The organism is Hymenobacter tenuis (assembly GCF_054780495.1).
The window spans coordinates 1,342,210-1,358,615 of record NZ_BAAGWF010000001.1; the positions used below are offsets into that span (position 1 = coordinate 1,342,210).

Sequence of the window (16,406 nt, forward strand, 5' to 3'; positions counted from 1 at the left end):
CTCGTTCTGGTTCTGTTCACCCACTCGCTTCCCACCCTTGAATACGCTGCTCGTCATTGGCTTTTCCTTCGGCTACCTCGCCTTGTTGTTTGGGGTAGCCTATGCGGCTGAGCGACGCTCGGCGGCCCGACGGAGCCTCGTGAGCAACCCCTACGTGTACGCCCTGAGCATGGCCGTGTACTGCACCGCCTGGACGTATTATGGTTCGGTGGGGCGGGCGGCGCACTTTGGCCTCGAGTTCATCGGGATATACCTGGGACCCACCCTGATGGCCCCGGCGGCCTGGCTGGTGCTGCGCAAAATCATCCGTATCTGCCGGTTGCAGCGCCTTACGTCCATTGCCGATTTTATCTCGGCGCGTTATGGGAAAAGTGCTTGGCTGGGCGCCCTCGTAACGGTAGTGTGCGTGCTGGGCGTGGTGCCGTACATCTCGCTGCAAATCAAGGCAATTGCCGCTTCCTTTGATATTTTGACTGGCGGCGACGGCAACATGCTGGCGACCAGCGGTGTGGCGGTTTCCTCGGCCTTTATCACCACGGTAGCCCTAGCGTTTTTTACCATCATCTTCGGGGTACGCTCCATCGAGACCACTGAGCGCCACGAGGGTATGGTGCTGGCCGTGGCTTTGGAAAGCCTTGTGAAGCTAGTAGCCTTTCTGGCCGCCGGCCTATTTGTGACCTATGGCCTGTTCGATGGCTTTACCGATGTATTTGAGCGGGCCGCGGCCTTGCCCGATTTGCGCCGCCTGTTCACGCTGCACGGGGCCGGTACCAGTGGCGCCCAGTGGTTTACGCTGCTGCTGCTGAGCATGGCGGCTATTCTATTGCTTCCGAGGCAGTTTCAGGTGTCGGTGGTAGAGAACGTGAACGAGGACCACCTGCGCAAAGCCATGTGGCTGTTCCCGTTGTACCTCATTGTTATCAACCTGTTTGTGATGCCGCTGGCCTTTGGCGGGCGCTTGCTTGATGGGGCCGGGCAGCTAGACGCCGATACGTTTGTGCTGGCGTTGCCCTTGCAAGCGGGGCAGCCCTGGTTGGCGCTGCTGATCTACCTAGGCGGTTTGTCGGCGGCTTCCTCCATGATTATCGTGGAAACCATTGCCCTGAGCGTGATGATGAGCAACCACCTGCTTATGCCTTTGCTGGTGCGCATTCCGGCGGCCCGCGCCGAGGGGCCGCGCTGGTTTGCCTACCTCGGCCAGATAGCCCTGCACAGCCGCCGCTTGGCGGTGGTGCTGGTGCTACTGCTGGCCTACGGCTACTATGCCGAGGTGGGCCATTTGCTGCCGCTCGTCAATATTGGGTTGGTGTCGTTTGCGGCGGTAGCGCAGTTTGTGCCGGTGGTGCTCGGGGGGCTGTACTGGAAAGGCGGCACGCGGCAGGGCGCCACGGCCGGTATTCTGGCGGGCTTTGTGGTGTGGTTTTTCACGCTGGTATTTCCCACGATGATCGGTCCCGACCTGCTGCCCGATGCCATTCTAACCGAAGGGCTGTTTGGACTGCACATACTCCGCCCGTTTGCGCTGTTCGGGCTGGAAGGGCTGGATTATTTGTCGCATGGGCTGTTCTGGAGCTGGTTTTTCAACTTAGGGTGCTACGTGGGCGTGTCGTTGATGCGGGCACCAACGGCCCTTGAGCAGCACCAGGCCAGCGTATTCGTGGATGTGTTTCGGTATGGCAACGCATTCGAGGGACCGGCCGGCTGGCAGGGCGTGGCGCCGCTGCCCGATGTGCGCGTGTTGCTCACGGGCTTCCTGGGTAAAAAGCGCACCAACCAGGCCCTACATGCCTTTCAGGAGCGGTTTCCGGATGCGCATCTTACCGAAGGCGTAACCCCGCCCCAGGCCGACCCCAGGCTGCTGGCTTATGTGGAGAAGCTGCTGGCCGGTTCCATTGGTCCGGCTTCGGCGCGGCTGCTGCTCAGCTCCTCGGTAGGGGTAGAGGACATCAGTTTTGACAATGTAGTGGGCATTCTGAAGGAAAGCCAGCAACTGCTGGAAGCCAACCGCCAGCTCCAGAAACAGCAGCGCCAATTGCAGCGCCTCACCAGTGAGCTGCAAGCCGCTTACGACCAGCTGCAGGAGCTGGATCAGCATAAAGACGAGTTCTTGTACACCGTTACGCACGAGCTGCGCACGCCGCTCACCAGCATCCGGGCCCTGTCGGAAATCCTCACTGATAACCCCGATCTGGAGGAAGACGAGCGCCATCGGTTTCTGCTGATTATCACCAAAGAATCAGAACGGTTGAGCCGGCTGATTACCCTAGTGCTTGACCTGGAGAAGTACGAATCGGGGAAGGCCACGCTGGAAAAAAGCCCCGTGGATGTGGCCGATGTCATTACCGATGCGCTGGAAGCCGTTGGCCAGCTCCTGCGCGACAAGCACCTGCACCTCGACCTCTCGGTGCCGCCGGGTTTGCCTCCCTTGTTCGGCGACCGAGACCGGCTGATGCAGGTGCTTATGAATCTGCTCAGCAACGCCATCAAATCGTGCCGGCCCGATGGTACGGGCCGCATTGCGGTGGTGGTGGAAACACCCGGCGACGCCCTGCGCATCACGGTGCAGGACAACGGCAAAGGCATCGACCCGGAGTTTCACCAGCTCATCTTCGACAAGTTTTTTCAGGCCCGCAACCAAACCATGCGCAAGCCCGAGGGCTCGGGGCTGGGGCTGGCCATCACCAAAAAGATTGTGGAGCTGCACGCCGGTCGCATTTGGGTGGAAAGTGCGCCGGAACAAGGCGCGCGGTTTTCCTTTGAGCTGCCCCTAGTAGCTGCCCCCGACCCGGGGCCGCCTGGTACGGCGCCCTAGGCACTTATCGGCCGCAAACCCTCGCCTCACCTACTCAGAGCCCGCCGCCAGCTTCCCTCGTTTTGCTCTGATTTCAGCCCCTGTTCCTTTCGAAAACAACCTTGATTTCCTTCGTCATGCCGACGCCTCCCCATATTCTAATTGTTGACGATGAGCCCAACATCGTGATGTCGTTGGAGTTTCTGATGCGCAAAAATGGCTACCGCGTCAGTATTGCCCGCAACGGCACCGAGGCGCTGGAGGCCGTGGACCACACGCCGTTTGATGTGGTGCTACTGGATGTGATGATGCCCGACGTGGATGGCTACCATGTGTGCCGGCACCTGCGCCAGCGCCCCGACCGCGCCGCTACCCGCGTCGTGTTCCTGTCGGCTAAAAGCAAGGAAGCCGATATCCAGAAGGGCTACGACGCCGGCGCCGACCTCTACATTCCGAAGCCCTTCAGTACCCGCCAGCTGATGGAAAAAGTGAAAGAACTGATTAAGGCACCGGTGTAACTGGCTGCGCCTAGGTTCCCGTCTGCCCTCAACCCCTCCCGCCCATGAATGCCTCATCTTACCCCGCCGCCCATGCCGCCAGCCTGGCTTCTCCCGCCGAGTTTTGGGCGGAGCAGGCTCGCCAGCTGCACTGGTTTCAGGAGCCGCCCCAACCGGTGCTCAGCCAGGCCCCCGATACGGGTTTCTACCGGTGGTTTAAAGGCGGCCAGCTCAACACAGCCTACCTCTGCCTCGATTACCATGTGGAAAACGGCCGCGCCGACCAAGTGGCCCTGGTGTACGACTCGCCGGTAACCAGCACCGTGCGCCGCCTCACGTACCGCGAGCTGCTGAACCTCACGGCCCGGTTTGCGGGCGGCCTGCGCCAGCTTGGGGTCGAGAAAGGAGATAGGGTGATACTTTATATGCCCAACCTGCCCGAGGCCGTGGTAGCCATGCTGGCCTGTGCCCGCCTGGGGGCCGTGCACTCGGTGGTATTTGGGGGCTTTGCACCGCATGAACTGGCCATCCGGATTGATGATGCCCGGCCCCGTGCCATCATCTGTGCGTCGGGTGGGCTGGAGGTGGATAAAATCGTTCCGTACAAGCCCCTCGTGGATGCCGCTATCAAGCTGGCGCACCACCAGCCGGAACACGTGGTGGTGCATCAGCGCGCGTTTGTAACTGCTGATATGCAGCCCGGGCGCGACATAGACTACCAGGAGTTACTAGGTGCCGAGCCTGTGGAAGCAGTGCCGCTCGATGCCACCGACCCATTGTATATTCTGTACACCTCCGGCACCACCGGCAAGCCTAAAGGCGTGCTCCGCGACAACGGTGGCCACGCCGTAGCGCTGAAGTACAGCATGAGTGCCATTTACGGGGTAGCACCCGGCGAAACGTTCTGGGCCGCTTCTGATATCGGCTGGGCCGTAGGCCATAGCTACATTGTGTACGGCCCTTTGCTGCACGGCTGCACAAGCGTCTTGTTCGAAGGCAAGCCCGTGCGCACCCCCGATGCCGGCACGTTCTGGCGCGTGGTGCACGACCACAAGGTGAGCGTGCTGTTCACCGCGCCTACTGCCATCCGGGCCATCAAGAAAGAAGACCCCGAAGGTGCACTGGCCCACCGCTACGACCTGAGCAGCCTGCGCTACCTCTTTTTGGCCGGCGAGCGGTGTGACCCTGCCACCTATGAGTGGGCTGCCCACACGCTGCAGGTGCCGGTAGTAGACCACTGGTGGCAAACAGAATCGGGGTGGCCCATGCTGGCCACGATGGTGGGCCTTCAAGATATGCCGCCGCCCCGCGCCGGCTCGGCCGGCTACGCTGTGCCCGGCTACGATGTGCAGATTCTGGACGAAGGGGGCCACCCAGTACCGCCCGGCACTACGGGCCTGGTAGCCGTGAAGCTGCCCTTGCCGCCCGGCTGCCTGCCCACGCTCTGGCACGACGACGTCCGGTTTCAGCGCGGCTACCTGGATGCGTTTCCGGGTTACTACCTCTCCGGCGATGGTGGGTACCAGGACGCCGAAGGCTACCTCTACATTATGGGCCGCGTAGATGACGTAATAAACGTGGCGGGCCACCGCCTGAGCACCGGCGAGATTGAAGAGCTGCTGGCCGCCCACCCGGCCGTGGCTGAGTGCGCTGTGATGGGCATTGCCTGCGCCCTGCGCGGCCAGGTACCGGCGGGCCTGGTGGTACTAAAAGACGGCCAGAGCATTGCAGAACCTCAACTGGAACAGGAGCTGGTGCAGCTGATTCGGGAGCAAATTGGGGCGGTGGCCTGCTTCCGCCACGCGGCCGTGGTGAAGCGCTTGCCCAAAACCCGCTCGGGCAAAATCCTGCGCAAAACCCTGCGGCAGTTGGCCGACGGCGACGACCTAGTGATTCCCTCCACCATCGACGACCCCGCCATCCTCGACGAAATCCGGCAGGTGCTGGTGCGGCGCGGCATCGGGCAGGCATTTGAAAACCCGCCGCGCGCCAGCGCCTGATGCCGAGTTTACTAGGCCTTGCTCTAGCCTAAACCCTGGCTACTAGCCTTCTTCTGACGCAAAACCATTCACTATACACTCCCTAAACTCCTTATTCCCATGCCTGAAACTCCCTCCAAACACGCCCGTATCCGCACCCTGGAAGAATACCACGAGGCCTACCGCCGCAGCACCGAAAACCCCGAGCAGTTCTGGGCCGATGTGGCAGCTCCTTTCACGTGGCGCCGCAAGTGGGATACCGTCCTGACCTCGGATATGGCGGGTGGCCACAACGAGTGGTTTAAGGGCGCGCGCCTCAACATCACTGAGAATTGCCTCGACCGCCACCTAGCAACCCGCAGCAACAAGCTGGCCATCATCTACGAGCCCAACGACACCAAAACCCGCCACCTGCGCCTAACCTACCGCGAGCTGCACCAGGAGGTCTGCAAGTTTGCCAACGTGCTGCATAACAACGGGGTAGAAAAAGGCGACCGGGTGTGCATCTACATGCCCATGATTCCGCAGCTGGCCATTGCGGTGCTAGCCTGCGCCCGCATTGGGGCGGTGCACTCCGTGATTTTCGCAGGGTTCTCGGCCACGGCAATTGCTGACCGCGTGAACGACGCCCAGGCTACCGTGGTGCTCACTGCCGACGGCCTGAACCGCGGCGCCAAGCAAATTCCGGTAAAGCGTGTGGTAGATGAAGCCCTGGAACACTGCCCCAGCGTGCGCCGCGTGATTGTGGTGGAGCACCTGGGCTGGCCCGTGCACATGCATGAGGGCCGCGACGTGTGGTATCATGAGGAAGCCGAAGGCGTGGCCAAAACCTGCCCCGCTGAGGAAATGGATGCTGAAGACCCGCTATTCATTCTGTACACCAGCGGCAGCACCGGCAAGCCCAAAGGCGTGGTGCACAGCACGGCCGGCTACATGGTGTGGGCTGATTACACCTTCCGCAACGTGTTTCAGGTAGAGGAAAACGACATTTACTGGTGCACCGCCGATATTGGCTGGGTAACGGGCCACACGTATCTGCTCTACGGGCCACTGCTCTCAGGAGCTACCTCCTTAATGTTTGAGGGCATCCCGACGTACCCCGATGCGGGCCGGTTCTGGGAAGTAATCGACAAGCACTCGGTCAGCATTTTCTACACTGCGCCCACCGCCATTCGCAGCCTGATGGCCGCGCCCCTAGATAACGTGCTCAGCTACTCTCTGGACTCCTTGCGGGTGCTCGGATCAGTAGGAGAGCCCATCAACGAAGAAGCCTGGTACTGGTACTATCAGCACGTGGGCAAGGAGCGGTGCCCCATTGTGGATACGTGGTGGCAAACGGAAACCGGCGGCATCATGATTTCGGCGTTGGCAGGCATCACGCCCAGCAAACCCACCCATGCGGGGCTGCCACTACCCGGCGTGCAGCCGGTTCTGCTCACGCAGGAAGGCAAAGAAATTGAGGGCAACGACGAAGAAGGCTACTTGGCCATTAAGCACAGCTGGCCCGGCATCATCCGGACTACCTACGGTGACCATGAGCGGGCTGTTCAGACGTATTTCGCGCCGTACAAGGGCTACTACTTCACCGGCGATGGAGCCCGCCGCGACGCCGATGGGCTCTACCGCATTATTGGCCGCGTAGATGACGTGATTAACGTTTCGGGCCACCGCTTTGGCACGGCGGAAATTGAGAATGCCATCAACCAGAACGCCAATGTGGTGGAGTCGGCGGTGGTAGCCTTCCCGCATGATGTAAAAGGCCAGGGCATCTATGCCTACGTGATTTGCCGCGCAGGTGCCTGCGACAAGGATTCAGATAAAATCCACATCGAGGCCAGCATCATCGAAACTATCGTGGCCGAAATAGGCAAAATTGCCAAGCCTGATAAAATTCAGATTGTATCGGGCCTGCCCAAAACCCGGTCCGGCAAAATCATGCGCCGCATCCTGCGCAAGGTAGCGGAAGGCGAAATCAGCAACCTCGGCGATACCACCACATTGCTTGACCCTTTGGTGGTAGACGAAATTATTAGTGGCCGCAAGTAGACTATCTTCTACTAGCCCCTACTACGCATCAAAGCCCGACTTACCTAGGTAGGCCGGGCTTTGATGCGTAGTAGGGGCTAGTACGTTAAATCAGATTAGCTGGCAATACAGTGCCGGTTACTTCGCCAAAACCAATGCGCAGACCGTCCCGCTCGCAGTAACCACGCATGGTTACAGTGTCGCCATCCTGCAGAAACTTACGCTCCGTGCCATCGGCCAGGGGTACGGGGCGGGTGCCGCGCCATGAGAGTTCTAGCATAGAGCCGAGTGAATCCGGGGTAGGGCCGCTAATGGTGCCGGACGCATATAGGTCGCCAACTTCCATGTTGCAGCCGTTGGAGGCGTGGTGGGCCAGCTGCTGAGCCATGCTCCAGTACATCAGCCCAAAGTTAGAGCGGGATATAGTGGTTTCAGGGCCACCTTCGGGCTGAAGGGCTACCTCCAGGTTGATGTCGAAATTGTGCTCGTCGAGTTGGCGCAGGTAGAGCAACGGCTCGGGTTCTTGTACCGGACCGGCCACGCGAAACGGCTCCAGCGCGTCCAGCGTTACCACCCACGGCGACACGCTGCTGCCGAAGCTTTTGCCCAGAAACGGACCTAGCGGCACGTATTCCCAGCTTTGAATGTCGCGCGCGCTCCAGTCGTTAAATAGCAACATGCCGAAGATGTAGTCCTCGGCATGTTGCACCGGAATGGTGTCGCCGAGGTGCGTACTGCGTCCTACAACGAAGGCCATTTCCAGCTCGAAGTCCAGCTGCTGCGAAGGACCGAAAGTTGGCGCCGGGGCATCAGGGGCTTTGCGCTGCCCGTTTGGCCGCCGGATATTGGTGCCGCTTACTACAATGCTGCTCGCCCGGCCGTGGTAGCCAATCGGGATGTGGCGCCAGTTGGGCAGCAGGGCATTGGCCGGGTCGCGGAACATGATGCCCACGTTGGTGGCATGCTCAATGCTGCTGTAGAAGTCGGTGTAGTTGTGGGGCTTTACGGGGCGCAGCATCCGTACCTCGCTCTGCCGAACTAGGCACTCGCGCATGATTTCATCAGAGCGCAGCGAGGCGTTGTCGTGGCGCAGCAGTTCCGATACGCGCTGGCGCACGGCCCGCCATACTGGCCGACCTAGGGCAATAAACTGATTCAGGGAGCGGCGCCGGAACACCTTTGGCATTTTCGGTCCTAGGTCCAAATCCTGAAAGAAGCCGAACTGCGACACGGCATACAAATCCAGCACATATTCACCAATAGCCACGCCCAGCCGCGGTCCGCGCTCCTCTGTTTCAAACACGCCAAAGGGCAGATTCTGAATCGGGAAGTCGCTGCCGGGGGCAATATCAATCCAGGAATGCAGGGAAGGGTCGTTCGGGTTTGCCATCAGGGGTAGGGTAGTGGAAGGAGCCGTAAAGGTAGCGGCGCGGCGGGAATGATGAGGTAGGCGAGGTACCTTGGTGTCTGTCGAAGCTAGTACCTTACAGCTCAGTTAAGCATTCCCATTGCTACCAGTTGCTAAAGAATAGCAAACATCCATTAAATAGAATAATGAAAAGCTCCAGAATTAGAACACTGCTTATTGGGCTGACAGCAGGAGTAGTGTATGCTTTTCTGATGATGCTTGTGGTAAACTCTCAGCATCGAAATGTTTCAGTGGCATATATTTTCGTTTTACCACTTGTGCTGGGGGCAATTCCTGTTTTGTTTTCTACAAAAGAGCAATTGCAACTCTACAAAACAGATTTGCTCACTCCCTGGGCTATAACCATTACATTTTTCTTTTTATCTCTCATAAATGGATTCGAAGGCATGATATGCCTCGTGATAATTATCGGTCCATTTGTGTTGCTTGGTTCGCTGGGGGCGTTTATTTATCGATTACTAAAGCTTAAGCGTAAAAGCAGTAATAATTTGCTGTATATGTCTTTGCTGATGCCGTTAGCAGTACTGCTGCTGGAAAGCAATATGGAGCTTGTGAATCAGGTAGATACTGTTGAAACTAAGGTGGTAATACACGCTAGCCAAGAAAGCATCTGGGAAAACGTCAAAAATGTAAGAAATATCAAGCCTAGTGAAATCGAGCCTCACTTTGTACACCTGATTGGCGTTCCTAAACCATTGGATGGACAACTTAGCCAAGAAGGTGTTGGCGGAGTGAGAAGCATCACGTGGGAAAAGGGTATCAAATTCAGAGAGATTATAAAGACATGGGACAATGGAAATGGCTTTTCATATGATATTGATGTTGATCCTCTATCAATACCACCTAAAACGCTCGATGAGCATGTAATGATAGGAGGAAAGTACTTTGACGTAATAGCAGGTAGCTATAAAATTGAAAACTTAAGCCAGGATAAAAGTGTAGTCACTCTAACGTGTACGTATCGGGTTACCACGAATTTAAATTTCTACAGTCGACTATGGGCTAACTTTATTCTGGATGATTTTAACCAAATGATTTTAGAAGTAATTAAAAAACGCAGCGAAGCTTCAGGTCTTAGTTCCAATCAGATATGATATGTAAATAAAAAAGCCGGCCTCTCGCAAGAAGGGCCGGCTTTTTTATTTTATAGTTATTTCTAAAACTGCGGTGTAGGCACCGGAGTAGGGGGTACAGGATGACCGGCCTGACCGGCGGGCTGCGCCGACATAGGGGTGAGGTTAATAGCCTCCACAGCGCGGATTTCGGGTACGGCTTTTTTTACCGATTCCTCCACGCCGGCTTTCAACGTCATTGGCGACATGGGGCAGGTGCCACAAGCGCCCAGTAACTCTAGTTGCAGCACCATATCGGCGGTGATATCCAGCACGCGCACGTTGCCTCCGTCGGCAGCCAGGTAGGGCCGAATGGTGTCCAGGGCCTGCTCAATGCGGGGGAGAAGCGGATGATTTTCTACGGCAGCCGAATGGGTCATGAATCACGGTTTTTGCTGTTTGCTTCAGGGCATTGGCCCTTGGCAGGCAGCGGAGTACTTCTTCAAAGGTAACGCTTTTGGAGCGTTTGGAAACAACACCAAGCCTAGTAACAAAAGTTGCGCTAGGGTAGTGTTGAGCTTACCCCAACCCTCCCTCTAGCTCTACTTATGACTGCATCTGCACCGGTTTGGTGCGCGGCGCCACGGCATTCCGGATGGATACCTGGCGGGCCAGTTCTTCGGCCAGCTGCTCGAAAACGGCGGCCGCAGGCGTACCATCTTGCAAAATAGCGGGCGTGCCTTGGTCGCCATTTTCGCGGATGCTTTGTACCAGCGGAATGTGACCTAGCAGTGGCACCTGGTGCTTATCAGCCAGTTGCTGTCCGCCGCCTTCCCCGAAGATGAAGTACTTGTTATTGGGCAGCTCCGCGGGCGTAAACCAGGCCATGTTCTCCACAATGCCTAGTACGGGTACATTAATCTGGGGCAGGCGGAACATTTGTAGGCCTTTTTCGGCATCGGCCAGCGCCACTTTCTGGGGCGTGGTTACGATGAGGGACCCGGTTACGGGCACCGTCTGCACCATAGTCAGGTGGATGTCGGAGGTTCCAGGAGGCATGTCGAGGAGTAGGTAATCCAGCTCGCCCCAATCAACTTCCGTGATAAACTGCTTAAGAGCTGAGGAAGCCATAGGACCCCGCCACACAATGGCGCTTTCGGCCGGAGCCAGGAAGCCAATGCTCATCAGTTTCACGCCATGCGCCACCACGGGCTGAATCAGGTTGCGGCCATCCTGACCCTGGTACACGTGCGGGCGGGCATCTTCCACACCAAACATTAAGGGCATGCTAGGGCCCGAAATGTCGGCATCTACCAGGCCTACTTTAGCGCCGGTTTTGGCCAGCGCAATGGCCAGGTTAGCTGTTACAGTGCTTTTACCCACACCACCTTTGCCTGAGGCAATGGCAATAATGTTCTTCACGCCGGGCAGCAAGTCGCGGTTTTCGCGCATGCTGGTCACGCGCGAGGTCATGACGATAACCACTTCCGCATCCTTATCCACCATCGTATGGATGGCTCGCTCGCAGGCATCGTGAATGAGCTGCTTGAGGGGACACGCCGGGGTAGTGAGGACCACCGTAAAGGACACGCGGTTGCCGTCAATTGCTACGTCCTCAATCATATTCAGCGTCACGAGGTCTTTGCCCAAGTCGGGCTCTTCCACGTAGCTCAGCGCCTTCAGAACGTCTTCTTTAGTTATGGTTGCCATGATAGTCAGTCGGGAAATTGCGGATGCAAAGCGCAAAGATAACCCGGAAAAGCGGGTGGAAGTTGTGCGGCTACCTATCAGTCCGGCGCTGCAAGAAGGATTTTTATTCGGGCTATACAACCAGTCTGTGGGTATTCCCCTCTATCTGGCAGCTCGCCCTGTAATTCGGCGGAAAGCCAGTATTCTTGCCCGTTGTATTTCTACACTTCATTTTCCTTATGCTTGTTACTTCCCGTTTCCGTCGCTGCTTCACTCGCGGAGCCGCCTTAATAATGGCAGTTGCCATCAACTCTGCTGCCGCTCAAGCTCCCACCGATACCACTTTCCAGCGCCTGTTGCGCCAAAACCAGTTCAGCCTCACCCAAACGGGCGCTCAGTTCAGCGGGCCAGGGTGGGAAAAGTTGCAGCAGGATATTCGCAAAAGCGCCTTGGTATTGGTAGGCGAAGACCACGGCATGGCCCAGATTCCGGCCTTCACACAAGCAGTGGCGCAAGTGTTGAAACCCAAACTATATGTAGCCGAAATCGACAAATATCAGGCCCGCAACCTGAGCCAGTTTGCCGCTAAACCAGGGCTACCCACTGCTTTCGAGCATAAGTACCCCATGGCGTTATCCTTCTATAGCTGGGCCGAGGAATTTGAACTGGCCCGGGCACTGCGAGCCCAAAACACGGCTTTCGTAGGCATTGAGCAAGTTGGGGCCGCCACGGCCGGTCTGACGCTGGATGTCATGGCCGATCATGTGAAAAACAAAGCGGCGAAGAGCTACCTGCGCCGCCTGGCAGCTATTTCGCAGGCCCGCGACCGGGCTGATATGGTGATGGGTAAGTATGACCACAGCACCGTGAATGTCTTGCAGCCAGTCACCATCGACAGCTTGCGCACAATAGCGCGGCAGGAAAGCCCGGCGGTGCAGGATATGCTGGAAAACTTTCTGGCCAGCGTAGCCATTTACCAGACCAATGCGGCTGGCAAGCCCGGCGCCCACCAGGCCCGGCTGAACCTGATGAAACGTAATCTTCTGACGGAACTACAGCCCTATCAGAAAGCGGGGGAGCCATTGCCCACGATGCTCTTTAAGTTTGGAGCGGCACATATGGGTCGGGGCCGCAGTATCTCGGGAAACTTCTACGACGTAGGGAATCTGGCCGTGAACCTAGCCGACATGCACGACCAGAAAACCCTCCACATTTTTGTCATTGGCAAAATGGGCGAGCAAGTTGGTGGGTCCAATCCCGACGATTTTACGAAGAATGTCGCAACGTATTCGTACGACAACGAGAACATGGTCAAGCCCTTTACTACCAGTACCGCAGCTGCTGGCCCGTGGCAAGTATTTGACGTGCGCCCCTTGCGCCGGGCCTTACTCCAGGACAAACTCAAGGTGAGCAGCCAAGAGCTACAGGCTACTATTCTGGGCTATGATTACGTAGTCATCATCCCCAAAACCACTGCCAGCCGGAATTACTAACGCAGGTGCCAAACTAATTCCCAGCACAAACCCAGCGAAGGGGTAGGGATGCTTACATGTTCGGCATATCGGGTTGCCTGCTGGGAGGTTGTCGGCCTTGTAATAAAGGGGAGAAAGTTCGCGCCCATTCCTGCCTACCTTTGCCGGTAGTATGGCGCGCATCCCGAAAGAAACCGTAGATCAGATCATTCACCACGCCGATATCGTGGAGGTAGTAGGCGACTTTGTGTCGTTGAAGCGCAAGGGCCAGAATATGTGGGCCTGCTGCCCATTCCACCACGAAAAGTCGCCGAGCTTCTCGGTGGCGCCGGCCAAAGGACTGTACAAGTGCTTTGGCTGCGGCAAGGCCGGTGGGGTAGTGCAGTTCATCATGGATGTGGAGGGCACTAGCTACGTAGAGGCCCTGAAGTACTTGGCCAAAAAGTACGGCATCGATGTTCAGGAAGAGGAAAAAACGCCCGAGCAGCAGCTGGCCCAGAATGAAAAAGACTCCCAGTTTATTGTATCGGACTGGGCCAAAGACCACTACCATCACCTGCTGCTCAACACCGAGGAGGGCCAGGGCATCGGGCTGAGCTACCTGCGCCAGCGCGGCCTCAACCAAACCACTATCAAAACCTTCGAGCTCGGCTACTCGCTGGACCAATGGGATGACCTGTTGAAAGCGGCCGAGAAAAAGGGTTTTGAGCGGAAGTACCTGGAGAAAACAGGCCTAGTCATTACCCGCGAAGACGAGCAGGGCAAAGACACCGGCCGCCGCTACGACCGGTTCCGGGGCCGCGTGATGTTCCCGATTCATAACGTGTCGGGCCGCGTGATTGGCTTTGGGGCGCGCACGCTCAAACCCAACGACAAAACGGCGAAGTACCTGAACTCGCCGGAGTCGGAGATTTACCATAAGTCGGATGTACTGTATGGCCTGTACCAAGGCCGGCAGGCCATCCGGACGGAGGAGCTGTGCTACCTAGTAGAAGGCTACCTCGATGTACTAAGCTTGCACCAGGGTGGCATTAAAAACGTGGTGGCCACCTCAGGTACCTCGCTCACCGATGGGCAGATTCGGCTGGTGAAGCGCTATACCGACAACGTAACGGTGCTCTACGACGGCGACGCGGCCGGCATTCGGGCCTCGTTGCGCGGGATTGATATGCTGCTGGAAGGTGGCCTGAACGTGCGCGTGGTGCTGTTCCCCGACGGCGACGACCCCGATAGCTACATCCGCAAAGTAGGCGACCAGCGCTTCAAAGACCACCTGGAGCAGGCCAGCCAGGATTTCATTCAGTTTAAAACCAACCTAGTAGCACGCGAGGCCGCTCAGGATCCGGTAAAGAAAGCCGAAGCCATCCGCGACGTGCTGCAAAGCATTGGCAAAGTACCCGACCCAATTAAGCGGCAGGTGTTTTTGCAGCAAACGTCGCAGGCCTTCGGTATTGATGAGCAGGTGCTTATCACGGAGTATAACAAGCTGGTGCGCAACGCCAACGGCAAGGCGGCGGGTGGCACAACCAGCGGCGGAAGCAGCGGAAATACTAGCCCCAGCGGCACCTCAAACCCCGCTCAATCGCGCCCCGCCCCGCGGCCCATGAGCCCCGAGGAGGAAGCCGAAGCTCTGATGTACGGTGCCTCACCCGACGACCTGATGGGCGGGGGCGGTGACCTGCTGACTACGACTAAGGATGAGCTGGAGCCCGTACCCGATGTGCTGGAGCAGTGCGAGCGGGAGGTGGTGCGCCTGTTGCTGCTGTACTCGCCCCAGCCCTTGGCTCCCGAAGTTAGTGTGGCGCAGTACCTGCTGGAACAGCTCGAAGACACCAACTTCAAAACCGGCGTGTACGCCGATTTGCTGCACCTGTGCCGCGAGGAGCTGAACCAGGGCCGCTGGCCCGAGGTTCGCACCCTGATTCAGCACGGCCGCAGTGATATCCGGAGCCTGGTGGCAGAGCTGGCCACGGAGAAATACGAGCTGAGCCCTAACTGGACGACGCACCAGATTTACGTGCCCCGAGAGCTGGACTTGCTGCAAACTGCCTGCGACAACGCCATTCTGCGCCTTAACAAGATTAACGTGGAGCGCGCCCTTTCTGAGCACATGGAGGCCCTGCGGCGCCCCATGGACGAGGCCACGCTAGATGAACACCTGACCACCATCCGGCTGCTCAAGCAAATGGACAATCAGCTAGCTGGCATGCTAGGTACCGTTATTCCCCGAACCGGCATGTGAGGCGCGGCGGCTGCCCGTAAAACGGTATCTTACTGGCGGGCCAGCCGCCCCGTACTAGGCCCCCGAAGCCGGTAAACCCAGCCGCGGAGGTGGGTTTAAGGCTGCATTATCGTCGCGTTATCTGAATATGCCTCACCAGTACCCCAATCAATCGTCACTGCGGCATTACCTGCACCACATGTGGTACCGTTTCAACCTGACGCGGTTTGTGGGTGCCGTGATCCTATCGGTACTGAGCGTGATGGTGGGCACAGTCGGCTTCATGTGGATTGAAAAATTCACGCTGGTGGAAGCCTTCTACATGACCATGATAACCGTTTCGACGGTGGGCTTCGGGGAGGTGCACCCGTTGTCATCAAGCGGGCAGCTGTTCGTGTCCGTGTATATCTTCCTCAACCTTATCATGTTCGCTTACCTGTTGTCGGTGCTAACCACCTACATCTTCGACGGGGGCCTACGGAAAATGTTTACTATGCTCCGCAACGACCAGGAAATTCACGCCCTTAGCAACCACATTATCGTGTGCGGCTTTGGTCGAAACGGCCGCAAGGCCTACCACGATCTGCGCGCCAGCGGAGCCGATGTGGTGGTGGTAGAGCAAAACGAGGAACTTCTGAAAGAGGCCGTTGAAGCCACCGGGGAAAGGATTCCGGTGGTGTTCGGCGATGCCACACTAGATGAAACGCTACGCGCCGCCGGCGTAGAGCGTGCCAGTGCCCTGATTACGGCTTTGCCAAAGGATGCCGATAACGTGTTTGTGACCCTCACTGCCCGGGAGCTTTGCCCCAAGATTACCATAATTGCCCGCGCCAGCCTGAAAAGCTCTGAGCCTAAGCTGTTGCGGGCCGGGGCCAACTCCGTAGTAATGCCCGATGAAATTGGGGGCTCGCACATGGCCAACCTCATCACCCGCCCCGAGGTCATCCGGTTTCTGGATATGATTTCGGGCCTAGGTCCCAATAAACTGCGGCTAGAGGAACTCAGCTCCAGAGAACTGCGCCCGGAATGGCGGAAACGAAGCCTGCGGGAGCTGGATATCCGCACTCGGACTGGCGCTACCGTTATTGGCATGAAGCACGCTACTGGCAACTTCACCGTAAACCCCACCGAAGACACGGTGCCTGCTCCGGGTGATATACTCCTGTTTCTGGGCACCGATGCGCAGATTACAAGTCTGCTGGCACAGTTTCAGCTGCCGGGGTAATACTGAAAGCCGCTCTTGGCATTGCC

The 16,406-nt window shown here is 57.7% G+C and carries 11 protein-coding genes; 8 read left to right on the forward strand and 3 right to left on the reverse strand.

The window, feature by feature from the left end; all coding sequences use genetic code 11:
- The first annotated feature begins 37 nt into the window (after nt 1–37).
- The 4 genes from ACYVGU_RS05765 to acs all read left to right on the forward strand — a co-directional run bounded on the left by ACYVGU_RS05765 (nt 38) and on the right by acs (nt 7,313).
- A complete protein-coding gene (locus tag ACYVGU_RS05765) occupies nt 38–2,812 on the forward strand; it encodes an ATP-binding protein (RefSeq protein WP_460621268.1) in 2,775 nt (924 codons plus the stop codon).
- Between the two features lie 116 nt (nt 2,813–2,928).
- Complete coding sequence (locus tag ACYVGU_RS05770; RefSeq protein WP_460612005.1) at nt 2,929–3,309, forward strand: response regulator transcription factor; 381 nt, start codon at nt 2,929–2,931, stop codon at nt 3,307–3,309.
- A gap of 44 nt (nt 3,310–3,353) precedes the next feature.
- Nucleotides 3,354–5,288, forward strand: coding sequence for a propionyl-CoA synthetase (locus ACYVGU_RS05775; protein WP_460621269.1), 1,935 nt, complete (start codon nt 3,354–3,356; stop codon nt 5,286–5,288).
- A gap of 99 nt (nt 5,289–5,387) precedes the next feature.
- Nucleotides 5,388–7,313, forward strand: a complete 1,926-nt coding sequence (acs, locus tag ACYVGU_RS05780) for an acetate--CoA ligase (RefSeq protein WP_460612003.1) — start codon at nt 5,388–5,390, stop codon at nt 7,311–7,313.
- 85 nt (nt 7,314–7,398) lie between these two features.
- Here acs and fahA read toward each other — a convergent pair whose 3' ends face one another.
- The gene (fahA, locus tag ACYVGU_RS05785; RefSeq protein ID WP_460621270.1) at nt 7,399–8,682 is read right to left on the reverse strand and encodes a fumarylacetoacetase; all 1,284 of its coding nucleotides are present in this window, start codon (nt 8,680–8,682) and stop codon (nt 7,399–7,401) included.
- Between the two features lie 164 nt (nt 8,683–8,846).
- Between fahA and ACYVGU_RS05790 the strand changes: the two genes are divergently transcribed.
- The gene (locus ACYVGU_RS05790; RefSeq protein WP_460621271.1) at nt 8,847–9,815 is read left to right on the forward strand and encodes an SRPBCC family protein; all 969 of its coding nucleotides are present in this window, start codon (nt 8,847–8,849) and stop codon (nt 9,813–9,815) included.
- Nucleotides 9,816–9,877: 62 nt separating this feature from the next.
- Here the strand turns inward: ACYVGU_RS05790 and ACYVGU_RS05795 are convergent, their stop codons facing one another.
- Together ACYVGU_RS05795 and ACYVGU_RS05800 are read right to left on the reverse strand one after the other, a co-directional pair.
- On the reverse strand, nt 9,878–10,213 hold the full coding sequence (locus ACYVGU_RS05795) for a NifU family protein (protein WP_460611994.1): 336 nt from the start codon (nt 10,211–10,213) through the stop codon (nt 9,878–9,880).
- A 166-nt stretch (nt 10,214–10,379) separates the two neighbouring features.
- A complete protein-coding gene (locus ACYVGU_RS05800; protein ID WP_460621272.1) occupies nt 10,380–11,483 on the reverse strand; it encodes an Mrp/NBP35 family ATP-binding protein in 1,104 nt (367 codons plus the stop codon).
- Between the two features lie 272 nt (nt 11,484–11,755).
- Here ACYVGU_RS05800 and ACYVGU_RS05805 point away from each other — a divergent pair, with 272 nt between their 5' ends.
- The 3 genes from ACYVGU_RS05805 (at nt 11,756) to ACYVGU_RS05815 (ending at nt 16,380) form a co-directional block, all read left to right on the forward strand.
- Nucleotides 11,756–12,955, forward strand: coding sequence for a hotdog family protein (locus tag ACYVGU_RS05805; protein WP_460621273.1), 1,200 nt, complete (start codon nt 11,756–11,758; stop codon nt 12,953–12,955).
- Nucleotides 12,956–13,106: 151 nt separating this feature from the next.
- On the forward strand, nt 13,107–15,176 hold the full coding sequence (gene dnaG / locus ACYVGU_RS05810) for a DNA primase (protein WP_460621274.1): 2,070 nt from the start codon (nt 13,107–13,109) through the stop codon (nt 15,174–15,176).
- Between the two features lie 178 nt (nt 15,177–15,354).
- A complete protein-coding gene (locus tag ACYVGU_RS05815) occupies nt 15,355–16,380 on the forward strand; it encodes a potassium channel family protein (RefSeq protein ID WP_460621275.1) in 1,026 nt (341 codons plus the stop codon).
- Nucleotides 16,381–16,406: the final 26 nt, after the last annotated feature.

Bases quoted from the DNA above. Each gene is read 5' to 3' on its own strand.
- ACYVGU_RS05770 (WP_460612005.1), top strand. From the start codon at position 2,929: ATGCCGACGCCTCCCCATATTCTAATTGTTGACGATGAGCCCAACATC.
- ACYVGU_RS05775 (WP_460621269.1), top strand. From the start codon at position 3,354: ATGAATGCCTCATCTTACCCCGCCGCCCATGCCGCCAGCCTGGCTTCT.
- acs (WP_460612003.1), top strand. From the start codon at position 5,388: ATGCCTGAAACTCCCTCCAAACACGCCCGTATCCGCACCCTGGAAGAA.
- fahA (WP_460621270.1), bottom strand. From the start codon at position 8,682: ATGGCAAACCCGAACGACCCTTCCCTGCATTCCTGGATTGATATTGCC.
- ACYVGU_RS05790 (WP_460621271.1), top strand. From the start codon at position 8,847: ATGAAAAGCTCCAGAATTAGAACACTGCTTATTGGGCTGACAGCAGGA.
- ACYVGU_RS05795 (WP_460611994.1), bottom strand. From the start codon at position 10,213: ATGACCCATTCGGCTGCCGTAGAAAATCATCCGCTTCTCCCCCGCATT.
- ACYVGU_RS05800 (WP_460621272.1), bottom strand. From the start codon at position 11,483: ATGGCAACCATAACTAAAGAAGACGTTCTGAAGGCGCTGAGCTACGTG.
- ACYVGU_RS05805 (WP_460621273.1), top strand. From the start codon at position 11,756: ATGGCAGTTGCCATCAACTCTGCTGCCGCTCAAGCTCCCACCGATACC.
- dnaG (WP_460621274.1), top strand. From the start codon at position 13,107: ATGGCGCGCATCCCGAAAGAAACCGTAGATCAGATCATTCACCACGCC.
- ACYVGU_RS05815 (WP_460621275.1), top strand. From the start codon at position 15,355: ATGTGGTACCGTTTCAACCTGACGCGGTTTGTGGGTGCCGTGATCCTA.